Source organism: Paenibacillus sp. FSL W8-0439 (assembly GCF_038008995.1).
Lineage (GTDB): Bacteria > Bacillota > Bacilli > Paenibacillales > Paenibacillaceae > Paenibacillus > Paenibacillus polymyxa.
Genome location: NZ_JBBPAK010000001.1, coordinates 4,301,992 through 4,324,459 on the forward strand (window position 1 = coordinate 4,301,992; position 22,468 = coordinate 4,324,459).

The 22,468-nt window shown below is 46.2% G+C and carries 20 protein-coding genes; 5 read left to right on the plus strand and 15 right to left on the minus strand.

The genetic code is table 11. The features are described 5' to 3' along the window. Positions 1-15: 15 nt before the first annotated feature. Positions 16-1,005 (minus strand): UDP-glucose 4-epimerase GalE, encoded by a 990-nt coding sequence (gene galE / locus MKX36_RS18400; protein ID WP_016819067.1) that lies wholly within the window; start codon positions 1,003-1,005, stop codon positions 16-18. Position 1,006: 1 nt separating this feature from the next. Beyond that, positions 1,007-2,185 carry a galactokinase gene (locus MKX36_RS18405; RefSeq protein ID WP_031462053.1) on the minus strand — a complete coding sequence of 393 codons (1,179 nt, stop codon included), beginning with the start codon at positions 2,183-2,185 and terminating at the stop codon, positions 1,007-1,009. A 220-nt stretch (positions 2,186-2,405) separates the two neighbouring features. Here MKX36_RS18405 and MKX36_RS18410 point away from each other — a divergent pair, with 220 nt between their 5' ends. Next, a complete protein-coding gene (locus tag MKX36_RS18410; RefSeq protein WP_164964631.1) occupies positions 2,406-3,272 on the plus strand; it encodes an AraC family transcriptional regulator in 867 nt (288 codons plus the stop codon). A gap of 137 nt (positions 3,273-3,409) precedes the next feature. Here MKX36_RS18410 and mgrA read toward each other — a convergent pair whose 3' ends face one another. The 4 genes from mgrA to MKX36_RS18430 form a co-directional block, all read right to left on the minus strand. Further along, positions 3,410-4,429 carry an L-glyceraldehyde 3-phosphate reductase gene (gene mgrA, locus MKX36_RS18415; RefSeq protein WP_013372590.1) on the minus strand — a complete coding sequence of 340 codons (1,020 nt, stop codon included), beginning with the start codon at positions 4,427-4,429 and terminating at the stop codon, positions 3,410-3,412. An 84-nt stretch (positions 4,430-4,513) separates the two neighbouring features. After that, a complete protein-coding gene (locus tag MKX36_RS18420; RefSeq protein WP_340865292.1) occupies positions 4,514-5,254 on the minus strand; it encodes an NAD-dependent protein deacylase in 741 nt (246 codons plus the stop codon). Beyond that, positions 5,251-6,021 carry an HAD family hydrolase gene (locus MKX36_RS18425; RefSeq protein WP_017426733.1) on the minus strand — a complete coding sequence of 257 codons (771 nt, stop codon included), beginning with the start codon at positions 6,019-6,021 and terminating at the stop codon, positions 5,251-5,253. The genes MKX36_RS18420 and MKX36_RS18425 overlap by 4 nt, the downstream gene beginning before the upstream one ends. Positions 6,022-6,035: 14 nt before the next feature. Beyond that, positions 6,036-6,842, minus strand: coding sequence for an alpha/beta fold hydrolase (locus tag MKX36_RS18430; RefSeq protein WP_017426732.1), 807 nt, complete (start codon positions 6,840-6,842; stop codon positions 6,036-6,038). A gap of 314 nt (positions 6,843-7,156) precedes the next feature. On the opposite strand from MKX36_RS18430, the gene MKX36_RS18435 reads away from it, so the two are divergent. The 3 genes from MKX36_RS18435 (at position 7,157) to ilvD (ending at position 10,643) form a co-directional block, all read left to right on the plus strand. Beyond that, positions 7,157-8,191, plus strand: a complete 1,035-nt coding sequence (locus MKX36_RS18435) for an acyltransferase family protein (RefSeq protein WP_340865293.1) — start codon at positions 7,157-7,159, stop codon at positions 8,189-8,191. A gap of 173 nt (positions 8,192-8,364) precedes the next feature. Next, the gene (locus tag MKX36_RS18440; protein WP_013372595.1) at positions 8,365-8,613 is read left to right on the plus strand and encodes a KGG domain-containing protein; all 249 of its coding nucleotides are present in this window, start codon (positions 8,365-8,367) and stop codon (positions 8,611-8,613) included. A 341-nt stretch (positions 8,614-8,954) separates the two neighbouring features. Next, the gene (gene ilvD / locus MKX36_RS18445) at positions 8,955-10,643 is read left to right on the plus strand and encodes a dihydroxy-acid dehydratase (RefSeq protein ID WP_016819075.1); all 1,689 of its coding nucleotides are present in this window, start codon (positions 8,955-8,957) and stop codon (positions 10,641-10,643) included. An 85-nt stretch (positions 10,644-10,728) separates the two neighbouring features. Here the strand turns inward: ilvD and MKX36_RS18450 are convergent, their stop codons facing one another. After that, positions 10,729-12,177: a polysaccharide deacetylase family protein gene (locus MKX36_RS18450; protein ID WP_045244254.1), complete on the minus strand. Its 1,449-nt coding sequence runs from the start codon at positions 12,175-12,177 to the stop codon at positions 10,729-10,731. Between the two features lie 178 nt (positions 12,178-12,355). Between MKX36_RS18450 and MKX36_RS18455 the strand changes: the two genes are divergently transcribed. Further along, positions 12,356-13,510, plus strand: a complete 1,155-nt coding sequence (locus tag MKX36_RS18455) for an AI-2E family transporter (protein ID WP_044787255.1) — start codon at positions 12,356-12,358, stop codon at positions 13,508-13,510. Here the strand turns inward: MKX36_RS18455 and MKX36_RS18460 are convergent. The 8 genes from MKX36_RS18460 to ruvX all read right to left on the minus strand — a co-directional run bounded on the left by MKX36_RS18460 (position 13,498) and on the right by ruvX (position 22,468). Beyond that, on the minus strand, positions 13,498-15,273 hold the full coding sequence (locus tag MKX36_RS18460; protein ID WP_340865294.1) for a peptidoglycan D,D-transpeptidase FtsI family protein: 1,776 nt from the start codon (positions 15,271-15,273) through the stop codon (positions 13,498-13,500). The two genes, MKX36_RS18455 and MKX36_RS18460, sit on opposite strands and share 13 nt — an antisense overlap. 258 nt (positions 15,274-15,531) lie before the next feature. Then, complete coding sequence (locus MKX36_RS18465; RefSeq protein ID WP_039276182.1) at positions 15,532-17,781, minus strand: methyl-accepting chemotaxis protein; 2,250 nt, start codon at positions 17,779-17,781, stop codon at positions 15,532-15,534. A gap of 224 nt (positions 17,782-18,005) precedes the next feature. Beyond that, positions 18,006-19,337: a peptidase U32 family protein gene (locus MKX36_RS18470; RefSeq protein WP_013372602.1), complete on the minus strand. Its 1,332-nt coding sequence runs from the start codon at positions 19,335-19,337 to the stop codon at positions 18,006-18,008. Positions 19,338-19,369: 32 nt separating this feature from the next. Beyond that, the gene (locus MKX36_RS18475; RefSeq protein ID WP_016819081.1) at positions 19,370-20,299 is read right to left on the minus strand and encodes a peptidase U32 family protein; all 930 of its coding nucleotides are present in this window, start codon (positions 20,297-20,299) and stop codon (positions 19,370-19,372) included. Positions 20,300-20,310: 11 nt separating this feature from the next. Further along, positions 20,311-21,339 (minus strand): endolytic transglycosylase MltG, encoded by a 1,029-nt coding sequence (gene mltG, locus MKX36_RS18480; protein WP_025365602.1) that lies wholly within the window; start codon positions 21,337-21,339, stop codon positions 20,311-20,313. 94 nt (positions 21,340-21,433) lie between these two features. Beyond that, the gene (locus MKX36_RS18485; RefSeq protein ID WP_025365603.1) at positions 21,434-21,739 is read right to left on the minus strand and encodes a DUF1292 domain-containing protein; all 306 of its coding nucleotides are present in this window, start codon (positions 21,737-21,739) and stop codon (positions 21,434-21,436) included. Further along, complete coding sequence (locus tag MKX36_RS18490) at positions 21,736-22,038, minus strand: DUF1292 domain-containing protein (protein ID WP_013372606.1); 303 nt, start codon at positions 22,036-22,038, stop codon at positions 21,736-21,738. Before MKX36_RS18490 ends, MKX36_RS18485 begins: the two co-directional genes overlap by 4 nt. A 13-nt stretch (positions 22,039-22,051) precedes the next feature. Beyond that, positions 22,052-22,468, minus strand: coding sequence for a Holliday junction resolvase RuvX (gene ruvX / locus MKX36_RS18495; RefSeq protein ID WP_016819084.1), 417 nt, complete (start codon positions 22,466-22,468; stop codon positions 22,052-22,054).

A 22,468-nucleotide genomic window follows, 5' to 3' on the forward strand; every position in this document is an offset into this window, starting at 1 on the left:
GTCATCGTCTCCCGTCTATTCGTCGCCGTAGCCTTGAGGGTGCGACTGATGCCATCCCCATGCTCCGCTAATAATATCCTCCAGCTGGGTACGTTTTGGACTCCAGCCCAGCACCGAACGGGCCTTGTCAGAAGATGCAACCAATATTGCTGGATCGCCTGCACGGCGGGGTTCTGTCACAACTGGAATGTCGAGTCCAGTAACCTTGCGTGCCGTTTCAATAACTTCCTTCACAGAGAAGCCCTGCCCGTTGCCCAGATTGAATATGTTGCTGTCATTACCTTCACGCAAGTAATTCACTGCGCGCACATGAGCATCCGCCAAATCACTTACATGAATGTAATCACGGACACACGTACCATCAGGTGTCGCATAATCCTCACCAAACACAGCGATATGTGGACGCTGTTTTAATGCTGTCTGGAGCACCAATGGGATCAGATGGCTTTCTGGTCGGTGATCTTCACCGATTTTGCCGCTCTCATGGGCACCAGCCGCATTAAAATACCGTAAAGACACGTATTTGATGCCTAATACTTTATCAAACCAGGACATCATGCGCTCCATCATCAGCTTTGTTTCACCATACACGTTAGTTGGCTCAGTACGGTCACCTTCTTCAATCGGCACCTTTTCCGGTTCGCCATAAGTAGCGGCAGTCGAGGAAAATACGATCTTGCTTACGCCAGCATCTTTCATCGCCTCCAGCAAGCTCAACGTACCAAATACATTGTTGTCATAATACTTCCCAGGATTTTGCATGCTTTCCCCAACCAGCGAGTTGGCTGCAAAATGAATAACAGCGTCGATTTTATTTTCAGAGAACAGTTTGGACAGAAGTTCTTTATCTCTCAAATCACCTTCATACAACTTGCCTCCAAGTAATGCTCCTTTGTGTCCGGTTTGCAAGTTATCCAGCACAACAACTTCTTCTCCCAGATCCAACAGTTCTGCTACGGTATGTGAACCGATATATCCAGCTCCACCTGTGACTAAAATGGCCATGTTATTCGTCCTCCTTCAGTTCTTTAACTCCGTCTCCTGCCTTGCATACATAAAAGCTGGCTTCCAGCCCTGTACGGGTCTGATAAGCTTCGCCGACTTCCTTCACAAAACGTTCCACATCGTCCTCATGAACCAATGAAACCGTACAACCTCCAAACCCAGCCCCTGTCATGCGAGCACCCAGCGTGCCAGGAATGCGTCGTGCTTCTTCCACCATAACATCCAGCTCGGTGCAGCTGACCTCATACAGGTCACGTAATGAATCGTGAGAAGCGTTCATTAGCTGACCGAAAGCTGCAAGTTCATTCGCCGCAAGAGCTTCGACAGAGGCCAGCACACGAGCGTTTTCCTCCACCACATGCTGTGCCCGGCGGCGAACTGTTTCATCTGCAATATGATGCTGAAGCTCTCCAAAGCGAGCCTCATCCAGCTGTGCAAGGTATTCCAATGACGACTCCTGCTGCTGCAAAATGGACAGTGCTTCCGCACATTGACTGCGACGCTCGTTATAGGCTGAATCCACCAAACCGCGGCGCTTATTTGTATTGCCGATCACAAGCTTATAAGCTCCCGTGCGGAATGGCACTTTACGGTACTCCAGCGTATCGCACATCAGCAGAATTGCATGATCAGCCGCTCCGTTCGCTACAGCGAACTGGTCCATAATGCCGCAATTGACACCCACGTAATTGTTTTCTGCGCGCTGGGATAACAAAGCAATTTCGACTGTGTCGGTTTTCTGCTTTTCTGTAGTCAGGAATGCATATCCTGTCACGACCTCAATCGAGGCTGAGGAGGATAACCCAGCTCCGTTCGGTATTTCTCCATGATAGAGCAGATCGTATCCGTTAGAAGGATACACTCCCTTTTGAGCCAACTCCACCAGCACACCCACCGGATAATCCACCCACTCATCCGTTTTGCTTTTACCTATCTCTCCGCGGGGGATAGACACTTCGTACGACAGGTTTGTCGAAGCAAAATGAATTTGGTCATCATTGCGCGCACGAAGGATCAGCGTCGTACCAAATTCCAGCGCAGCCGGGAGTACATAACCACCATTATAGTCGATATGCTCTCCAATCAGATTGACGCGCCCAGGTGCATGAAATATCAGCAGTTCATTGCTGCTTTCACCATATTTTTCAATAAAATGTTTCTTTAATTCAGTAGAGTTCATATCCGCATCCACCTCATTCACCGTTAGTAAAAGTCTCCCTGATTTCCCTGTAATATCTTAATCAGGTTGACATCTCTTATGATTTCAGTATAAATGAAAGCGTCACACAATGTAATGCATCCATGTGTTTAAGCTATGGATAAATGTGACTTGGACATGTACAATGTAAGTATACCGCATCCGCTAAACTATTCACAAATGCAGGAAGGATGACTCTATTTTGCAAGCGCATTCATATAGTTATGCTGTCGCCTCTAATCCGGTGTTTTACGAAAATAGCCCGCTGCATGTGCTTTTTGCAGGAGAGAGCCAGACCAAATCCGGTCATGCCGTTGGGCCGAAAATCTATGATTACTATCTGCTCCACTTTGTAGAGTCGGGCAAAGGCATCTTTCGAACAGAACAGCACACATATCAGCTTAAAAAAAACGATTTTTTCCTTATTCATCCCGGTCAGCTGGTGAGCTATACCTCTGATGATGAGGAACCGTGGCGCTATCGTTGGTCTGCCTTTACCGGACACCATACGGAGCAGGTGGTGCAAGAGGCAGGACTGCGTGTTCATCAGCCTGTTTTCCATGCTGTTGATCAAAGTCCTATTCCCGGTTATCTGGAACAAATGCAATTGGCCTTTTACAGCAGAAAATCTAGCTCTCATCTCTCAGCCTTGGGCTACTTGTACCTAATTATGGGGGAAGCAAGTAATTACCTGAGTGACTGGACTGATCCGTCTGGGGCGGATTCGCAAATTCGACGAACAGTCAAACAAATGGTTCAATATATGTCCACTCAGTACGCACATCCCGTATCCATTGAGCAAATGTCTGAAGGGCTTGGTTATAACCGTGCATACTTATCACGAATATTCAAAAAGGAAACGGGCGCCTCCCCCGTCACCTATCTGCTTAAGCTACGGATCGACAAATCACGTCAACTGCTACGTGAACGTCCTGAGCTGTCGGTCGAGCAAGTGGCTGCATCTGTAGGTTTAACCGATGCTTTATACTTCTCACGTCAATTCAAACGTTTCTGTGGTCAGTCTCCAACCGAGTACCGGAGCAAGGTTAAGCAGTATCCTCAGTTGTAAAGTAAGCTTTAGCAGGTTTCCCTAGCTCTCTGCCAATAACAAACAGCCCGCATCCTTCAAGCGAATGCGGGCTGTTAAGTATATATCGTATAAGAGAATGTGAAATTAGGTCAATGACTCCGAAATGCCTTTAATCATTAGGCTGTGCCGCCGTCTTGTCCGTTCCCAGCATTTAGAATCGAATCAATCCGGTCCAGCTCTTCCTGTGAAAACTCCAGATTGGATAAGGCTTCAACATTTTCTTCGATTTGGCTTACACGGCTAGCCCCAATCAGGACAGAGGTCAGACGTTCACCGCGTAGAGCCCATGCCAGTGAGAATTGAGCCAAACTTTGTCCACGTGCAGCAGCCATCTGGTTCAAGGCGCGCACCTTGCGAAGAGTTTCAGGCGTCACATGGTTCTCATTCAGGAAAACCGATGTGCTTGCTGCACGTGAATCCTCGGGAATTCCGTTCAAATATTTATTGGTCAGCAGTCCCTGAGCCAGTGGACAAAAGGCAATGCTGCCTATCCCGTTTTCGTCCAGTACATCTTGTAATCCATTTTCAATCCAGCGGTCAAGCAGAGAGTATCTCGGCTGATGGATCAACATCGGTGTGCCAAGCTCCTTCAAAATACGAGCTGCTTCTGCCGTTTGCTCTGCACTATAATTAGACACACCCACATACAGCGCTTTACCGGAACGTACGATATGATCCAGTGCTCCCATCGTTTCTTCCAGCGGCGTATTCGGATCGAAGCGGTGAGAGTAGAATATATCGACATAGTCCAGCCCCATTCGCTTCAGACTCTGATCCAGACTGGATATCATATACTTACGAGATCCCCAGTCACCATAAGGACCTGCCCACATATGGTAGCCTGCTTTGGTAGAGATGACCAATTCATCCCGGTACGGTTTCATATCACTGGCTAACACTTGTCCGAAAAATTCCTCAGCTGAACCTGCAGGAGGACCATAGTTATTAGCTAAATCAAAATGCGTAATGCCCAGATCAAAGGAGCGAGTAATCATGCTGCGACCATTCTCCGCGTTGTTAATCCCGCCAAAATTGTGCCACAAGCCCAGCGAAATAGCGGGCAATTTAAGACCCGATCTCCCTGTACGGTTATATTTCATACTTTCATAACGATCTTCGCCAGCTAAATAAACCATGCTATCACAGCCTCTCTCGAAACATTGTTATGTTCATCACAACATCATCATAGCGCTTTTATCCGGGCGTTGACAAGAAAACGATTACAAGCCCAATTGATGAGCAAGTTTTTCCATAAGCTTACCGATCGGTTCGGTGATCAAAAGATCCGCCTTGTGATCATATGAGGTGGGGTCTGTATTCAGCAGCACTGTATGTTTTCCGCGAAAATAAGTAATCAAGCCTGCCGCAGGATGGACTGTTAGTGACGTTCCTCCAATTAACAGCAGATCTGCTTGAGAAATGGCCTGAATGGATTGCATAAGGGTATCTTGATTCAACTCTTCCTCATATAAAACGACATCCGGTTTAATCATTCCTCCATCTAACGGACATTTAGGTACAATCTCGGAACTGTTCATCACTTCATTTAGACCGTAAAAGCGGCCGCATTCCATACAGTAGTTGCGATGTATCGAGCCGTGAAGCTCCATTACATTCATACTCCCTGCAGCCTGGTGTAATCCGTCAATATTTTGCGTCACAACCGCTTTAAGACGGTCTTGCTTTTCCAAAGACGCGAGGAAATGATGACAGCCGTTCGGCTTCGCATCGGGATGCAGCATTTTGCTGCGATAGAAACCGAAGAATACTTCAGGATGCTTCACAAAAAAAGAGCGGCTAAGCATAACCTCGGGAGAATAAGGTAATTTTTCCTCGCTCTGATACAAGCCTGCTGCTGAACGAAAATCTGGAATACCACTTTCCGTCGATGTCCCTGCTCCGCCGAAAAAAACAATATTCTGCGATTGCTGTATCCAATCCGCCAACGTATTAACTTTCATGCTCTACGCACCTCCAGCTCTTTATATCCACGAACCACCTTATCCGCATCCAGCAAATGACCGGAACGCTCCGGTTCCGGAGCAAATCCAATGGCTAGCCGTACTCCGGCACGCTTGCCCATCTGCATATCCCCATTACTGTCTCCGATCACTACCACGTCCGCTGGCGACAGTCCTAGTAACGCGCAAGCTTTTTCAGCCATTTCCGGGTCAGGCTTGCCGTATGTAACCCTATCATGTCCGATGATCTCGTCAAAATAGGATGTCAGCCCCATCCACTCCAGATGCTCTTGTGCAGCCTCTGTACTGTCAGAGGTCACAACCGCCAGCTTCAATCCGGCACGGCGACTCTGCTCCAATAAGGTCCGCAACCCCGGAAACACCTTCGCTGCCCGATGTCGGCGGACGTCAGCCATCGCTGTTTTATTAAATTCGCGGACAAGCCGCACAGCTTCATTCCACGGGACACCGGCAGTATAAAGCTGCCAAGCCAGCACACCTGTACTTTCATCCACCGTCCCCATTGCCAGCGGACCAGAAGGATCGTAACCGATCACACGTCCCTCCTGATCGTGAACAGTGCCTAGAATGTTCCCTTTTTCCATCGTAAAACCGGCTCCCGCCACGACAAGATGCTGCTCCATCATATCCAGTATAGAACGAGCCCAAGGGCCCCATAACTGAATAAAATCCAGTAGTGTGCCATCTTTATCGAATAAGATGCCACGGCATGAGTATCGCTTCCCCTGCACGATCAGCTCAGACATGCATCACACCTCCTTTACGGGTTCTTAGAAGCTGAATCTACACTCTCTTTCATCCAGTCCTGTAAAGCCGTTACCGTCTGATTCCATTGCTCAACGGCGCTAATTTTCGCAGGGTTATCCCCTTTCTGGGCACCGTAACTGCCAAATTGGGCATGGTTCCCCCCTTCGACTGTAAAATACAGCGTGTTGGCAGGTAAATAAGTTCTCCCACTTTGGACATTTTTCATCTGGATGACTCCATCATCACTTCCTAGTAGAGAAATCACTGGCAGATTTTTATCCTTTAAATTACCCTTGTTATCCGGGTAGGAAGCAAGGAAAAATACACCTTTAACCTGATCAGGATGTGCAGCTGCATATCGGGCCGCCATCACACCACCTAACGAATGTCCGCCAATAACAAAGACTTCCTTCGGGTACGCCTTTAGCACTTCATTCGCCAAATCCGGTGAGATCAATGCAAGGTTCAGTGGCATTTTTACAATAATCACATGATGACCCTTTTCTGCCAGACGGCGTGCCAAGGGCGCATAGCTTTCGGGTTTAACCAACGCTCCTGGGTACAAAATGACTCCTGATCCACTTCTTTTGGCAGGCTCAAAACTTAACCAATGCTCTTGCTCATTTACTTTCACAGTATCCGCTATTTCGGCTAATGCAGCAGCAGCCGTCTCGTCAGGCTGATAAGGCGTAAATACCTTCCATGCTCCCCAACCCACGATTAGCACGATGACAATTAGGATGCCTAAAAGAATTTTCCATATTTTCCGAGATCCGCGTGTTCCATAGGAGTTGTATGATCTTCTTGTTCTTCTTCTCATCGTATAAGTTCCTTTCGACTTTCGTACCTCGTGATTCGTAACTTGAATCTAAATGGTGTCGCTGTATTTGTTAGCATAACTATAACCTTGTTAGGGTAACATCGTTGCCTGTACAGGGTCAAATTAGCACACGTTTCCAGACATAAGCCCATCTTTATTCCGTGTTCAAGCTTTCGCCACATAAAAAGGACATGATAACGCTTACTATTGTGAATAAAATCACAATGTTACAATCCAGAGTATCGTACCTTGTTCCATGTAAAGAATTATTTTTTAAATAGTTTAGTCGGCAGAAGCCGTTCGGAGGGAAACACATGACGACAAGCCATGATGTACAAGGGGAAAGCTTTTTTCTCAATTTGCGATTTCTGTTGATTATATGCGTATTTGCAGGAAACGCCCTGGAGCCATTAGTCGGTTCACTTCATCTTGCCCAACAATGGTTCAGCTGGATATTCATGTTTCATATGCCGTTGTTTGTACTCGTTACAGGCTACTTTGCCAAAACCACTTTGACGGGTCTCGCAGGACAAAAGGTTCTGCTTCAGATCGGTATGCAATATCTGATTTTCCAATCCCTTTATTCAATTTTGGATGTCGTAATCTTTCACGTTCCCCATATCCATCATTCTTTTTTTGCTCCTTATCTGCTGCTTTGGTTCCTTGCCAGCCACATCTGCTGGAGACTGCTGTTGCTATCTTTTCAGAAAATACCACCAGTCTTCCAACTGGGCATATCCGTGCTACTGGGTATCCTTGTCGGATATCTCCCCGTAGACGGTATATGGCTAAGCGTATGCAGAACCTTTGTTTATTTGCCTTACTTTGTAGCAGGTTATCATTTGAATTATGCCGACGTTCGACGCTTCTTCACAACACCTGTCCGTATCATCGCTGGTATTGTATCTCTTTTACTTATGGTACTGGCGGGAACGTCGTATTTTGGCATCCCGGCAGGCTGGCTATATGGCAACATGACTTATGGTGAACTGGGCCATACCGAATGGTACGCAGGGATTTACCGTATCGGCATTTATGGAGTTCAATGGATAGCATCTATGGCGTTTCTAAGCTTTGTTCCAGCCGTCACAGGACGTATAACCGAGATGGGACGACGTACATTATATGTCTTTTTGCTGCATGGCTTAATCGTCCGTTCCGTTGTTGCAAAGGGGGTCTACGAGTATATAGATACTCCTGTGGAAGTCATGTTGATTCTAGTGTGCGCCACAGGTCTGTGCTGTCTGTTGACCATGCCTTGGGTTCGAACTGCAACACGGCCTCTGATTGAGCCACAGGTAGAGTGGATGTTGAAGCCCGCTCCTTATCTTTTTAGACGGTCTGCGTAACTTTTTATCCATTTATATTTCACATCAGCACGCGACAACCCACTTACAGACGAGAATGGAAGTGGGTTTCCCCCTCTTTACTTCGCGCATAGTGCCTGTTTCATACAGGCAAGATGTGGTAAGTAAATGATACGCGCAACAAAAAACAACTTTTTAATAAGGAGTGATTTGTAATGGCACGTAATCAAAATCAGGGTAAAATGAGTCGCGAAGAAGCAGGCCGTATGGGTGGGGAAGCTACCTCCAAGAAGCACAATAAGGAATTTTATCAGGAGATTGGCAAGAAAGGCGGACAAGCAACCGCAAACTCACATGATAAAGAGTTTTATCAGGAAATCGGCAAAAAGGGCGGCGATGCTACAGCTGAGTCGCATGACAAAAATTTCTATAGAGACATCGGTCGTAAAGGTGGCAGAAATTAAAATATAGTTTTATATTCCACCCCCCTTTAACATAAAAACAAGCCTGAGCCCTTCCGTTTATTACGGAATGGGCTTTTCCTATTTATCCGATAGGCTAATATATCAGGATATCAGAGTTTTGAAGAATCCAATTCAAATCCTTACAGATGCAATATATAGATAAATAAAACTGTTCCTATCTATATATTGTTGCTTACAGAACACTTCTATACTTTTTTCAAAATCCTCATATATGTAGAAATATGCGCACAACTATGATAGACTCTTTAGAAAACATCTGCGCTATTACGGCGTTCATTGAACGCCATACCATTTTTATACTTTGGGGGGAAACCAGCATCATGACAGCTAAGACGAAAATGCGTTCCGATATGATTAAAAAAGGCTTTGACCGCGCTCCTCACCGCAGCTTGCTGCGCGCAGCGGGCGTCAAAGAAGAAGATTTTGACAAACCGTTTATTGCGGTATGCAACTCGTATATTGACATCGTACCGGGCCACGTCCATTTGCAGGAATTTGGCAAAATTGTCAAGCAGGCCATTCGTGAAGCAGGCGGTGTACCTTTCGAATTTAACACTATTGGTGTAGATGACGGCATTGCCATGGGACACATCGGTATGCGTTATTCTCTGCCAAGTCGTGAAATTATTGCAGACTCTTTGGAAACTGTCGTTTCCGCTCACTGGTTTGACGGCATGGTATGTATTCCTAACTGCGATAAAATTACCCCTGGTATGATGATGGGGGCATTGCGTGTTAACATTCCGACTATTTTCGTCAGCGGCGGTCCTATGAAAGCTGGTAAAGATAAGAACGGACGCTCTATTTCCCTGACTTCCGTCTTCGAAGGTGTAGGTGCATTCCAGGCGGGCAAAATCGATGATCAAAGTTTGCTTGAGCTAGAACAATACGGCTGTCCAACCTGCGGCTCCTGTTCAGGAATGTTCACAGCGAATTCTATGAACTGTCTCGCAGAAGCGATGGGACTTGCTATGCCAGGTAACGGCACCATTCTCGCCGTAGCAGAAGAACGCAAAGAATTCGTCAAACAATCTGCACGCCAATTGATGGAATTGATTAAGCTCGATCTCAAACCACGTGATATCGTGACTAAAGAAGCCATTGATAATGCATTTGCACTGGATATGGCAATGGGTGGTTCTACGAATACCGTATTGCATACATTGGCACTTGCCCATGAAGCTGAGGTTGACTACCCTATCGAACGCATCAATGAAGTCGCGAACCGTGTACCTCATTTGTCCAAATTGGCACCTGCTTCCGACTATCACATTGAGGATGTTCATAATGCAGGTGGCGTAAGCGCAGTGCTGAATGAGCTATTGAAGAAACCGGGCGCATTGCATGGTGACTGTATTACTGTAACTGGGAAAACCCTTCGTGAAAACGTAGAGGGTCAGGAAATTTTGGACACTAACGTCATCCACAAATTGGACAACCCTTATTCCGAGCGCGGCGGTCTAGCTGTATTATTCGGCAATTTGGCACCACAAGGCTCCATTATTAAAGTCGGTGCGGTTGATCCTTCTGTTGGCGGTTATCACAAAGGCCCTGCCATCTGCTTTGATTCACAGGAAGATGCACTGGCTGGCATCGCTAACGGTAAAATTGCCGAAGGACATGTTGTTGTTATTCGTTATGAAGGTCCTAAGGGCGGACCTGGTATGCCTGAAATGCTCGCTCCGACTTCACAAATCGTGGGCATGGGGCTTGGTGCCAAGGTTGGTCTGATTACAGACGGACGATTCTCAGGTGCTTCCCGTGGTATCTCCATCGGTCATATTTCCCCCGAAGCAGCAGAAGGCGGACCTATCGCTTTTGTTGAGGACGGCGATATCATTGAGCTAGACCTGAACAATCGTAAGATTGAGCTTCACATTACGGACGAAGAATTCGACCGTCGTCGTGCCAATTGGAAAGGCTTCGAGCCGAAAGTAAAGACAGGCTACCTGGCCCGTTATTCCAAGCTGGTGACGAACGCAAGTAACGGCGGAATTATGAAAATCTAAGTGCTTTGCCAATATAGATTATTATATGAACTACTAAAAAGCCACTCGACCCCTACAAAAGGATCGAGTGGCTTTTTTTATTAGGTCAACTGCTTGATCCTGTATCCGCTGTTTGTGAAGCCCTAATCGAAGCATACATAGGGTCACCTTCTTCTATCATTTCACTGTTGAGTGTATGAACAACATCCCTTTGATCAGTTGGATCAAAAGCCTGGTCTGCCCGGTGCGAATCTCCCGGTTGGAAACGATCAAACAAGGTATCAATGGGCATCACGATTAATTTCGGTATCATGACCTCTTTTTTTTCATTCAATTGTTCTGAACCCGAAGGATGGATAATACGAAATAACAGCTTTAAATATACAGTAGATACATGCTTAAACAGTCCTTGGGGAAGCTCCCGAACTTGAAAGCCTAATTTTTCAGGTCCTCGATGAATCATACTTACTGCATAGATCGCCTTTACACCCTTCATACCAGAATCATGTACAACCCGTTGAGTAAGATCAGGCAGTTGCCTTTTCACAACTCGAATCAATTGAATCGCTAGATGTACCAAGGACTTTGCCGACGATCCCAATTGAAACAACATTTTATTGTCAAAATGAAGCTCAATTATGGGATCCCCTTTTTCCAGCCACCTACCATTCTCCATGTTAATATTGGGTCCATGATAGATACGGCGACGATAATAAAAGATCGTGTTATCCTTGCTAACAGGACGAAGGCGGAACAAGGCGTGAAAAAGGCGCTCGTATTGTAGCCATCCGAATACCATCGTTTTTTTCATCCAATCTGTACTGGACAAGCAGGAGACAGTGGAATGATAGCCAGATTGACGGCAAAACAATGTATCCACGCGGACGCTGCGTAATTGCCGTTCCTGGGCGACCCTCAATAGCTTCTCTAGCGCAATGAGCATATTCTGTGGCGCTTCTACGTCTGCCCCCAATGTCGTACCACAGTCATGGAGCAGCATCACCTCGCCACCCCTCAGCTTTTTGAGCATTCTTTCTGCTAATTGTTTTGCTCCAATGCTGGCCTTCCAGTCACCAAACATAGAGGACCATAATACGATTCGACGACCATTGTTTTTGGAAATATCAAAAAAGTTCACAATCCCCCAAGGTGGACGATAAAAGGTCGTTCCTTCGCCAGTTACGCGACGAATGACTGACTCTGTCTGGGCAATTTGTCTTCTAACAGTAACAGGCCGCATAAGCCAATTCGATTTGTGCACATAATTGTGAATACCGATCAGATGACCTTCATCATGCATGCGCTTCAGAAGCTCAGGGTGTTTTTCGGCATTCAACCCTACAACAAAAAAAGTAGCCTTGGCATCAAAACGCTTGAGTAAATCGAGCAACTGTGGTGTATAGACTGGATCAGGACCATCATCAAAGGTTAGCGCATATTCTTGGTCACTTTTGCCACGCCTAAACACCCGGAAACCAAATATACGACTCACCAGCGCCGGAATAAAAGCATAAAAAGTTGAAATGTAAAACATCCATAACAGCAAAGTCTGCACGTTTTATCCCCACTTTTCTATTCTGAACTTCCAAGCAGGCCTCCTGAGGAAAACTCACTTACTTATATGTTATCACAATGATGTAAGCATGCCGAGATTTTGCCATTGCTACTGGTCAGCATTGAGATTCAATTTAGTGTACAATAAATAAAAATCTTAAAGGAGTCGTTGTATACATATGCTTCCATTGTACAAAAAATATTGGCGTACTGTTTTTGATATCGGTCTGATCGTATTAACTGTGTATTTAATTATGTTCGTATCCAGCAAACTGTATCAGCTAGCCGCACCTGTGTTCCTTTCATTCGTCGTGTTTTGGTGCATTGAACCTGCTGCCCGTTATTTTCATCGCAAAGGCATGAAAAAGCCTTTTGCCTCTGCACTCTCCGTATTGCTGTTTATCATCTTATTACTGGCTATTTTTTTCGGATTGGGCCTGATCCTGGTTACTCAATTTACAAAAGTCGCGCAAAACCTCCCACATTATACCCAGATTATCCAAACGGAATTCACGCGGATTCTTCATCTTTCTCAAGATAAAATTGCTGCCTTGCCTCCGGGTGTTACCGAACGTGTAAATGATTATTTTGCGACTGCTACCACCATTGCTACGAAATGGGCACAGCTAGGGTTATCTTTTTTCATTCAATTTCTCAGCTCTTTCACTGTTTTTATGGGCAACTTTGCGGTTGCCATCATTTTAGCGTTCTTTTTGAGTATGGAAATTAATCTCTGGAAAGGAATTGCCCGCAGTAAAACACCGAAGACACTAAAAACGGCGTACCTTTTTCTAAAAAATCATGTACTTAAAGCCATTTCCGCCTTTCTCAAGGCTCAAGCCTTACTGGTAGGAATTACCTTTGTGCTCGTATTTATAGGTTTACTCATTTTGCAAGTAGATAATGCCCTATCGTTGGCGCTCGTAGCAGCTTTGTTTGATATTCTGCCGTTGTTGGGTGTGCCTGTTATCTTTATTCCGTGGGCAGTGTATTTGTTCATCACGGGGAATACCGGCTTGGCCGTAGGCTTGCTTATTGTCATGGCTGTCACCGTGATTGTGCGCCAGTTGGCGGAGCCCAAAATTACTGGTAATTCCATCGGCGTCTCATCTGCCTATCTAATGCTTTCCTTTGCCATTATATCGTTATCCATCTTCGGATTGGCCGGATTAATCCTATCCCCCATTCTGATCATTTTGCTCAAGGAATTGTGGCAGCAAGGTTATTTGCAGCAATGGATTCGGTTTCCGACTGAGGAATTTGACGAACCTCCTTTTATCGTCAAAATTCAGGAGGAAGAGCGTGAAGCTACTCGCAGGACTCAAGAGGATTGAGCTAGCAGATCCATGACTTGGCCGAACAGTGCTGTGGCCTGATTTGCAGCATGCGTTGAAGCATTTTGCACAAGAACGGCAACCGCATAACGTGGCCGCTCTATCGGACCGTAACCAATAAACCACTGGTGATTTATGGGGCGACCGTTTTTTAAAGCTTGGGCCGTACCCGATTTACCGGCCAGCTTCCAGGTTTTGTTACGCAAGGAGGCACCTGTACCGTGTGTCACAACTTGTTCCATTGCTTCACGCAGCATATGAGCCGTGGATGTGCGAATCGAGCGGCTGCCTTGGGGTAAAGGAGCAGCGTGAGCAGGTAGCTCCAGCAAGGTGCTTCCGTCTGCGTAGCTGACGCGTTTTACGATGCGCGGTGCATGTACTTGACCATCGTGCAGCAAGGTGACGATGAGATTAGCTGCTTGGAGAGGCGTCACCAGCACATCACGCTGGCCGATAGCTGTCTGCACACGTACGCCTGGATCAGATGCATTCGTATGGGAGCCGAATACGGCTCCCTTTTCTTCGTGATCTAGCGGCCTGAATTGAGGTAGTCCTGCCAGATCCCGGTCCTGCCAGCCCACGGTTCGACTCAATCCTAGTGCAGAGGCTACGGCCTGAATTTGCTCGGCGTTAAGCCGTTCGCCGAGATGGCCGAACACACTATTACAGGATACGGCAAGCCCTTCCTCCAGGTTCAGGGTTCCGTGTCCTTCTTTTTTCCAGCATGACAAGCCGTACTTGCCATAGGCTCCATGACAATGAAATTGCTCCTGCGGTTGAACCACACCTGATTCAAGTGCAGCCGCAGCCGTAACCAACTTAAAAATTGAACCAGGCGTTACTGCTTTGAGAGCACGATTAGACCAGTCTGTTTTCTGCTGCGGATCAACATGAGCGGGATTATAGAAAGGACGAGACACCATCGCCATCACATCCGCGTTGCCTGCATCAAGCACAACGACTGCTCCTTCTGCCAAGTGGTTAGATTCTGTCAGCTTCTCAATCTGTTCCTGCAACGGGAGATCAATTGTAGTCTGCACCTGTAATGGATAGTGACTATTGGATGGAGCACTGACACGAAGCGGGACATGAGTCAATGGACGACGTTGGGCATCTACAAACCGAGAGACGAATGTCTCACCAACGCCGCTTAGCAGCGGCTCTAACGTTCTTTCCAGGCCAGCTGCCCCCATCGGCAGTTCACTTGCTCGTTCACCACGTTCATACATAAAACCAAGCCATTGTCTGCCATTGGGCAAGTCCCTATAACGTTGCGCATACGGTACAAGCTCTATGAGCGAAGGGGCTAACTTCAGCAGTCTGCCCGCTTCATTCGGATGGATTTGTACAGGCTCTCCACGTCCATCCCTCCATATGAGCGGAGATTGCAGTCCCTTCCATTGCGTCAACAGTTGCCCTTTACTCGTATGCAATAACTTGGCCAGTTCCTGTCCATGCGAAGCTGCTCGGCCATCTACATCGGGAAAAAGCACTGGCGTCCATACGACTCCTCCAGTCAAGGGCTGCCCGTGTCGGTCCGTAAACTGTCCACGCCCTGTATCAATAGCGATTCCTTCCTGTCGCTGACGTACTGACATTTCTTTAAGCGAATGCCCCCCATAAAATGACAAATGAATGCCTGCTGTTCCCTGAATCCAAGCCAGTCGGAAACATAAAATCAGTAGCGATACCATGATCCCCAGGGCTATATATGCAATTCGACGTTGACGAATGAAACTGCTATGACGCCTAGACACATTCATCCTTCTTTCATCATTTTTCCAGTAGTATGTCCGGTGATGGAAAAAGAAAACCCACTCAACATGTAATGTTGAATGGGTTACCAAATTTATTGGATATCTAGTGATGAATATGGGCTCCAACCTAATATTTCATCTAACGAATAATAGACCGTTATAAAAATAGTAATGGCTAGAACCACCCAGGCCCACTTTGTGTTTGTATTCATAATCTGCTTTCCTTCTCAAGAGATTTCCCTGATAACCTTGATTTTACAACACCTACACTGTAAACCTTGAAAGCTGTTCTTTCAAATTCACTGAAACTCCTTCCAGCTTATCAGACAAGCCTACCAGCTGATTACCGATATTGGCCTGCTCATTACTGAGAGAAGCGACTTCCTGCGAAGTAGCAGAGGATTGCTCGGCTACCGCACTAACATTGGTCATTGCCTCAGACAAAGTAGTCTGCGATTCACTCAGATGATGAATGGAGGCGGTGACTGTTCCCAACCGAAGCGCGAACTCGCCCATTTGCTGCTGCACCGATTGGAAAATGTCCGTCGTTTCTCGTACGGCTCCCATCTGCTCCCGGAACAGCGGGTACACTTCAGATAACGCTTGCACCGTTTCATTCATCTCATTGACGATATTATTCGTAATACCTGTAGCTGTACGAATGGCTTGACGTGATTGTTCTGCCAACTGACGGACCTCATTTGCAACCACCATAAAACCACGCCCGGCTGTCCCTGCTCGTGCCGCTTCAATCGTCGCATTCAGGGATAGAATGTTCGTTTGTTTAGCAATATCCTGCAATACGTCCAGCACCTTAAAGACATCGGAAGTTGTCTTCTTCAGTTCATCTACTTTGCCTACCAAAGCATGCGTAGTTTCTTCCGTAACCTTAGTCTTGCTCAATAGATTTTTCAGCTGAATTGTCCCTTTTTCACTGGACTGTTCAACTTCTTGTGCGACCAGACTCATTTCATAATTAGAAGTCATAACCGTATCCATTTGCTGGGATATATTCCCCGTTAATCCGCTACCACGTTCCGCCTCTGTTGCTAAACTGGTGGCACCATGAGCAATCTCTTCCGTCGCAGCTGCAATTTCTTTGGCTGAAACGGCTGTCTTCTTCGAGGCATCACTCAGTTCCGTCGCTGTATTCAGTACCTCCTGTGCTGATGCATTCGTCTGTTCTACCAGCAGTGTAATTTGCTCCATCATTGTATCAAAGCTAGCGGACAACTGCCCAATTTCATCCTGAGCCTTATAGTTGGTTCGGATTTGCAAGTTGCCTTTGGCGCCTTCAATCATTAAATCCTTCAGGTGTGTCAGTGGACGAGCCACGAGGCGCACGATCCACAGGCCGATGAACAATGCAATGAGTGCAGCCACCGCAGCAAATACCCATGTCGTAGTTAGAATCCCCTTAGCGTCTCTCACCAGCTCAGATACAGGTACTACACCCACGAGAATCCATTTGGAAGTTCCCAGTGTATTATGAACCGTAAGCACACTTTGCTCTTTGCCATCTGCTACCTGCTCCATAATTTGATTTCCTTCGATCCCTTCAAGCTTGGAAACGTAATCCAGCTTTGTCTTTCCCCCGGCCAAGCTCTCATTGTTAGAACCTACAAACTCCCCCTTGTCTGTCACAAGGCTAATCATACTGCCTGAGCCCAAATTAACACCTTTCAACTCGTCCTCCACCGCACTGGCCTTTAAATCCATAACCAGAACATAAGTCCCTCCCAACCCGGACATGCTGTTCATGGATCGTGCCAGACGAAAGGTCTTGCTGCCATTGTCATTCACCTGCGTAGGTAGCCAAACCATTCCCTTGTTTTTCAAAATATCCTTAAACCATGCTTCCTGCCGTACATCCTTTTGTGTTCCGGTACCCATTGCAGCTAAACTGGTTTCTTCCGGGTACAAATACAATGAATCAATCGCTTTATTTGTAAAAGCAATATTGGTTAATTTCTTGTTTACTTCTCCCATAGCAACAAAAGATGCAAAGGGATTTTTATCTTGCTTTACAGCCTTTTGCAACTGATCACTTAATTCAGTATCGAAAAATACCTGTGTCGATGTGTCTTGAAAGCGCTCTAAAATAATATCAAGCTTTTCCGAAGTTTGCTGAACCGTTTGCTGATACGCTGTAGCTGCATTTTGCTCAATCGTGCTTTTAGCTCTGTAGTACGAGAGCATTCCCAAGCTGACCACAAATAACATAATGGCCGCAAAAAAGATCAGAAACAACTTCATCCCAACCGAACGGATCGGATTATAGTTTTTGACTAAATGCATAAAATCCTTACTGTATCTTTCAGGCTTAAGTAAACGCTTTAAATTGTTTGTGCATTTACGTAAGACCTCAGCTACCCAGGGAGTACCCTTCGAAGACATCACAACCGTCTCCTCCCCTTTATCCGTTGTTACTTTTCTTCCTTTTAAACCTTTCATTTGATCCTTTTTCTTGGGTTGCCTTTTTGCTGTATTCCCCTCTTTTTTCCGAAAACCCATTCCTCTCACCTACCACTATATAATTAGTTTCTTGTTCCACGTCATCCATTATGTATCTATTATCTATATAGTCTCTATCGGAACTATTCGACAAGGAATGTAGCTTTCCTTTGAGTACCCACTAAATTTTGTGAAACTTTTTTCCTAGAAAACTATTCAAAAAAAAGCCTCTCCAACCGACAGGAGAGGCTTTTGAATCTTTTAACTTGTGACTTAAGACTTATTTACTTCTTTTTACGCATCATATCAAAATATGATACAGGCTGATCTACCTTCATTTTGATTCGTTGAAGCGGATGACGTGCAGCATCTAATTCGTTGCCTTCCTCATCCCAGATCGTTCCGACCGTTTGCTTGAAAAATGTTCCGTTCGGACCGAAAAATTCAATTTCATGACCTGGTTTAAAATGGTTGCGTTGTTGAATCGTTGCGATGCCACTTGCAGCATCGTAGTCCATGACCAGTCCGGCAAAATCATAAGGGACCGCTTTTTCTTCCGGCTCATAAATATGATCCTCATGATCCGGTGTATCATAGAAGAATCCTGTATTTAACGGACGATTGGCTGCCTTGTTAATTTCTTCAATCCATTCTGGTTTGAGTACATAATTTTCCGGATCAGCCATATAGGAATCAATCGCTTGACGGTAGACATTCACGACCGTAGCCACATAGTGGATGGACTTCATACGTCCCTCCACTTTAAAGCTGTCTACACCCACATCAATCAGATCAGGAATATTTTCAATCATACACAGATCCTTGGAACCCATAGAAAAAGCATTATCGCTCTCTTCAAACAATGGAAGCTGGTTAACGCCAAGCTGGAACTGTTTTAGTACATTGTTGTCCTGTGCCTCTTCCTCAGATATCCAAACCTCACCTGGACGGGCATCCTCAAACAAATCATATTTCCAGCGGCAAGACTGACAACATCCTCCACGATTAGAATCTCGGTCTGTAAAATGATTGGATAACACACAGCGGCCGGAAAATGAAGAGCACATTGCACCGTGGACAAAAGCTTCGATTTCGATGTCCACATGCTTTTTAATTTCTTCGATTTCCTCCAAGCTGGTTTCACGTCCAAGTACCACACGCGGCAGTCCCTCGTCTTTCCAGAACTTTACCGCTTGCCAATTCAGCGTGGACTGCTGTGTGCTCAAATGCACTTCCAATCCGGGAACTGCCCGCAATGCCACGGATACAATAGCCGGATCAGCGACGATAACAGCATGAATTCCTACTTCATACAGATTGCGCAAGTATTCCTCAATTCCGGCAATATCTTCATTGTGAGCATAGATATTAGTCGCCACAAGCACCTTAGCACCGTACTTGTTGGCGAATTCCACACCTTCACGCATTTCTTCAAAACTGAAATTATCGGCGTTAGAACGCAGACCGTATTTTTGCCCACCTATATATACAGCATCCGCGCCATAGTGAACGGCAAACTTCAGCTTTTCTAGATTTCCGGCAGGAGCCAACAACTCCGGCTTATCCAAACGATTTCGTTTACCTGTATATTTTCTCGTTTTGGTGATCGTTCCCATGACGTTCCCCCCTCTGTAAATTCATTTTGTAATTAATAAACCTGCTCTTTGTAGAAAAATCCGAAGGAAAGTTCCCGTTCAGGGTCTTGAAGGCGGCGAACCTCATCCAGCCAGCTTTCATCATAAACATAAGCATCCGGGTCGGCTGTATAACTGTCTATAGCTTTACGGTAAGCACGGACAACTGCCTCATTGTAAGCGGTGGGTTTCAACAAGCCCTCGATCTTAAAGCTGTGCACGCCCGCCTCCATCAGAATATGCAGATCCTCCATGATACAAAAATCATCCGAACTCATAATATGTGTCCCGTTGATATCTTCGTAAATGGGGAACTTCTCTTCCTTCCGCTCTGCTTCAATCAGAAACAAGCCACGGCCTCTGCCGAGATCACCTTCTACCGTGCGACCTTGGTGCAGCATATAGCTTTGAACAAGCTTACGCTTGGAGTGATAAATATTGGTCATTCCATGTACCTGAACCTGTGCTTCTATGTTCAACTTTGGAATCATTTCCGTAATTTCATCCATACTGAGCTCACGAGCCAAGATGACACGTGATGCCCCTTTTTCACCCCAGTAGTTGGCGGTTGCGAAGTTGGTAGAAATCATCTCTCCGTTCCAGAAGAGTTTCAGATGAGGGGCATATTCCTTCACAGCCATGAGTACTGCTGGATCATTAAACTCAATGGCGTCTACGCCGCATCCAGCTATGGTCTGCACATATTCGGGAAGAAGTGGCAATAGCTCATTCGTCATCAAATTCGTCATAGATACATATACCTGCGCCGCATGCTTCCTTGCCTCTTCCACAACCTCACGGATTTGATCCGGGGTAAAATGTCCTGGCAGTCGCATGCCAAAGCGGTCATCTCCAATCAGCAATGCAGTTGCTCCAGCCTCCAGCATATGGCGGGCATCCTCCGGAGAGCTGGCAGTTGCCAGCAGTTCGGGTTTGTAAGCCATAGGCTCACCTCCTAATTTGTCTTACGGTTACTTATCTGAATGTTATGCAAATGTTCTTTATACGTTTTGGCAAATAAATGTTTATGTGTCCCATCTTTTTTGGTCACATAAAATAAATAATCTGTAGATTTTGGCTGTAGAGCCGCCACTACTGATTTCAGACTGGGACTTGCAATCGGTCCTGGCGGAAGTCCCTGATGCATATACGTATTATAAGGACTTTCTACAGCCAAATCCTTGTAATACAGTCGTTCCTTTTGCTTGTCCAGCATATATTGAACTGTAGCATCAATTTCCAGCTTTTTATCCTGTTGAAGGCGGTTATAAATAACGCCAGCTACCATAGGCCGCTCATCGTCTACAACCACCTCGCGCTCTACCAGAGAAGCAACTGTCAGCAACTGATGCAGTGTTTCACCGCGTTGCTGCAACCCGGCATCCAGATCAGAAATGGTATCCAGACGTTTTTGCGTCTGCTCCAGCATCGTCTGAATGATATCCTTGGTTGTGCTTCCTTTTTTCAGTTCATAGGTTTCCGGGAAAAGATAGCCTTCCAGCGCATAGCGAAGCCCCGTCTGCTTTGGTATGTCCCGCACCAGCGCGACGTCAAAAGCGGACGGATCGTTGGCCAGCTGCAAAAATTGCTGCCGGTCCGCCAGTCCTTCCTTTTGGAGCTTATCAGCCATCTGTCTAATCGTAAAACCCTCCGGGATTGTAAAACGAATCATTTCCTCTTTGACTACATCCCCAGCCGATAGCTTGGCAATCAACTGATCAAAGGTTGCGCCAGGCTGCGCTTCATATTTTCCAGCCTGAAATGCGTTTCCTTGCTGTTTGAATTTTACATAAGCCTTAAACACGAGCGCATTACGTATAAGTCCCTTTTGCTCCAGCGTATCTGCAATAGCCGATGTTCCCGTACCTCTTACCACCGTAAAAGCAACGGGTTGTGTTTTCGGCTGAACAGGCTGCATGGCATTCCATATATAGAGGAGTGCACCTCCTGCTATACAAACAAGCACGAGAAGCAATGTAAGCATCCTTGTCCTTCGCTTCACATCCACCCAACTCCTTCACAGCCAAAAAGGGCGGACTGGTCCGCCCTTTCAGGTTTGATCTCCTCGTTATCCAGAATTACTGCTCTTCTGGCAACGTACATTCGTCGTACAGCTCAGAAATATCTTCCCACTCATCATCATCTTCAATGGTGGTGATGGAGATTTCGCCGTCTGTGGATGAGCTTACATGATATAATTCATGTTCGCCAGCAGCAGCGCCAGGTCTACGCAATACGGCGTACCGTTGCTCACCTACCTGGAACTCTGCTTCCAACTCCATGCGTATCGCATGACCCTGTTCATCCTGCAACTCTACGTCACCATCAAAAGCTTCTTTCAAATCAGAGGTCCAGCTCAGGTCTTCACGTGAATAGCTCGTCATTTCCCGTCTTCCTCTTCTTCTTCCTCTACAAATGTATTAAAGGTCTCTTCGACGATTTCCCATTCGGCATCGTCTTGGATCACAAACAATTTAATATCATCGCCTTCTTCCTCGTAACGGAAGGCGTACACATCGGACTCATCAGCTTCAGGGTCCACTGGCGCAACCATCATGTACTTCGCTTCGGAACCATCTACCTCAAACTTCATAATGACCTCGAACTCTTCCTCGTTGCCCTCGTCATCGGCAATATAAATAATTTCCGGCTCTTCTTCCATACCCAATTGATTTTCAGCCATTACGAAATCCCCCTCACCTTGTACTGTGTGCGTCCAAATAATTTTGCAAGATCAGGCTTGCGGCCAGTTTATCTACCACCTGCTTGCGTTTTTTGCGGCTGACGTCGGCCTCCAGAAGCGCACGCTCTGCCGAACGCGTCGTCAGCCGTTCATCCCAAAGGTGAACGGGTAAACCCAGTAACTCCTTGAGCCGGTTCGCAAACTCAATGCAAATCTCACCGCGTGGACCCACGGTTCCGTTCATATTTTTCGGCAAGCCTACAACAACCTCACCAATTTCATGTTCACGAACCAAATTTGCAATTTTACCGAACTCGCTGTCGTCACCGCGTCGTTCTATGACTTCCAATCCTTGGGCGGTCCAGCCGAAGGCATCACTTACGGCGACCCCAATTCGGCGATCCCCGTAATCCAATCCCATTACTTTCAT

What these genes read in the sequence shown, in the direction of transcription:
- galE (WP_016819067.1), bottom strand. Translation starts at nt 1,005, where the DNA reads ATGGCCATTTTAGTCACAGGTGGAGCTGGATATATCGGTTCACATACC.
- MKX36_RS18405 (WP_031462053.1), bottom strand. Translation starts at nt 2,185, where the DNA reads ATGAACTCTACTGAATTAAAGAAACATTTTATTGAAAAATATGGTGAA.
- mgrA (WP_013372590.1), bottom strand. Translation starts at nt 4,429, where the DNA reads ATGGTTTATTTAGCTGGCGAAGATCGTTATGAAAGTATGAAATATAAC.
- MKX36_RS18420 (WP_340865292.1), bottom strand. Translation starts at nt 5,254, where the DNA reads ATGAAAGTTAATACGTTGGCGGATTGGATACAGCAATCGCAGAATATT.
- MKX36_RS18425 (WP_017426733.1), bottom strand. Translation starts at nt 6,021, where the DNA reads ATGTCTGAGCTGATCGTGCAGGGGAAGCGATACTCATGCCGTGGCATC.
- MKX36_RS18430 (WP_017426732.1), bottom strand. Translation starts at nt 6,842, where the DNA reads ATGAGAAGAAGAACAAGAAGATCATACAACTCCTATGGAACACGCGGA.
- MKX36_RS18435 (WP_340865293.1), top strand. Translation starts at nt 7,157, where the DNA reads ATGACGACAAGCCATGATGTACAAGGGGAAAGCTTTTTTCTCAATTTG.
- MKX36_RS18440 (WP_013372595.1), top strand. Translation starts at nt 8,365, where the DNA reads ATGGCACGTAATCAAAATCAGGGTAAAATGAGTCGCGAAGAAGCAGGC.
- ilvD (WP_016819075.1), top strand. Translation starts at nt 8,955, where the DNA reads ATGACAGCTAAGACGAAAATGCGTTCCGATATGATTAAAAAAGGCTTT.
- MKX36_RS18455 (WP_044787255.1), top strand. Translation starts at nt 12,356, where the DNA reads ATGCTTCCATTGTACAAAAAATATTGGCGTACTGTTTTTGATATCGGT.
- MKX36_RS18460 (WP_340865294.1), bottom strand. Translation starts at nt 15,273, where the DNA reads ATGAATGTGTCTAGGCGTCATAGCAGTTTCATTCGTCAACGTCGAATT.
- MKX36_RS18465 (WP_039276182.1), bottom strand. Translation starts at nt 17,781, where the DNA reads ATGGGTTTTCGGAAAAAAGAGGGGAATACAGCAAAAAGGCAACCCAAG.
- MKX36_RS18470 (WP_013372602.1), bottom strand. Translation starts at nt 19,337, where the DNA reads ATGGGAACGATCACCAAAACGAGAAAATATACAGGTAAACGAAATCGT.
- MKX36_RS18475 (WP_016819081.1), bottom strand. Translation starts at nt 20,299, where the DNA reads ATGGCTTACAAACCCGAACTGCTGGCAACTGCCAGCTCTCCGGAGGAT.
- mltG (WP_025365602.1), bottom strand. Translation starts at nt 21,339, where the DNA reads ATGCTTACATTGCTTCTCGTGCTTGTTTGTATAGCAGGAGGTGCACTC.
- MKX36_RS18485 (WP_025365603.1), bottom strand. Translation starts at nt 21,739, where the DNA reads ATGACGAGCTATTCACGTGAAGACCTGAGCTGGACCTCTGATTTGAAA.
- MKX36_RS18490 (WP_013372606.1), bottom strand. Translation starts at nt 22,038, where the DNA reads ATGGCTGAAAATCAATTGGGTATGGAAGAAGAGCCGGAAATTATTTAT.
- ruvX (WP_016819084.1), bottom strand. Translation starts at nt 22,468, where the DNA reads ATGAAAGTAATGGGATTGGATTACGGGGATCGCCGAATTGGGGTCGCC.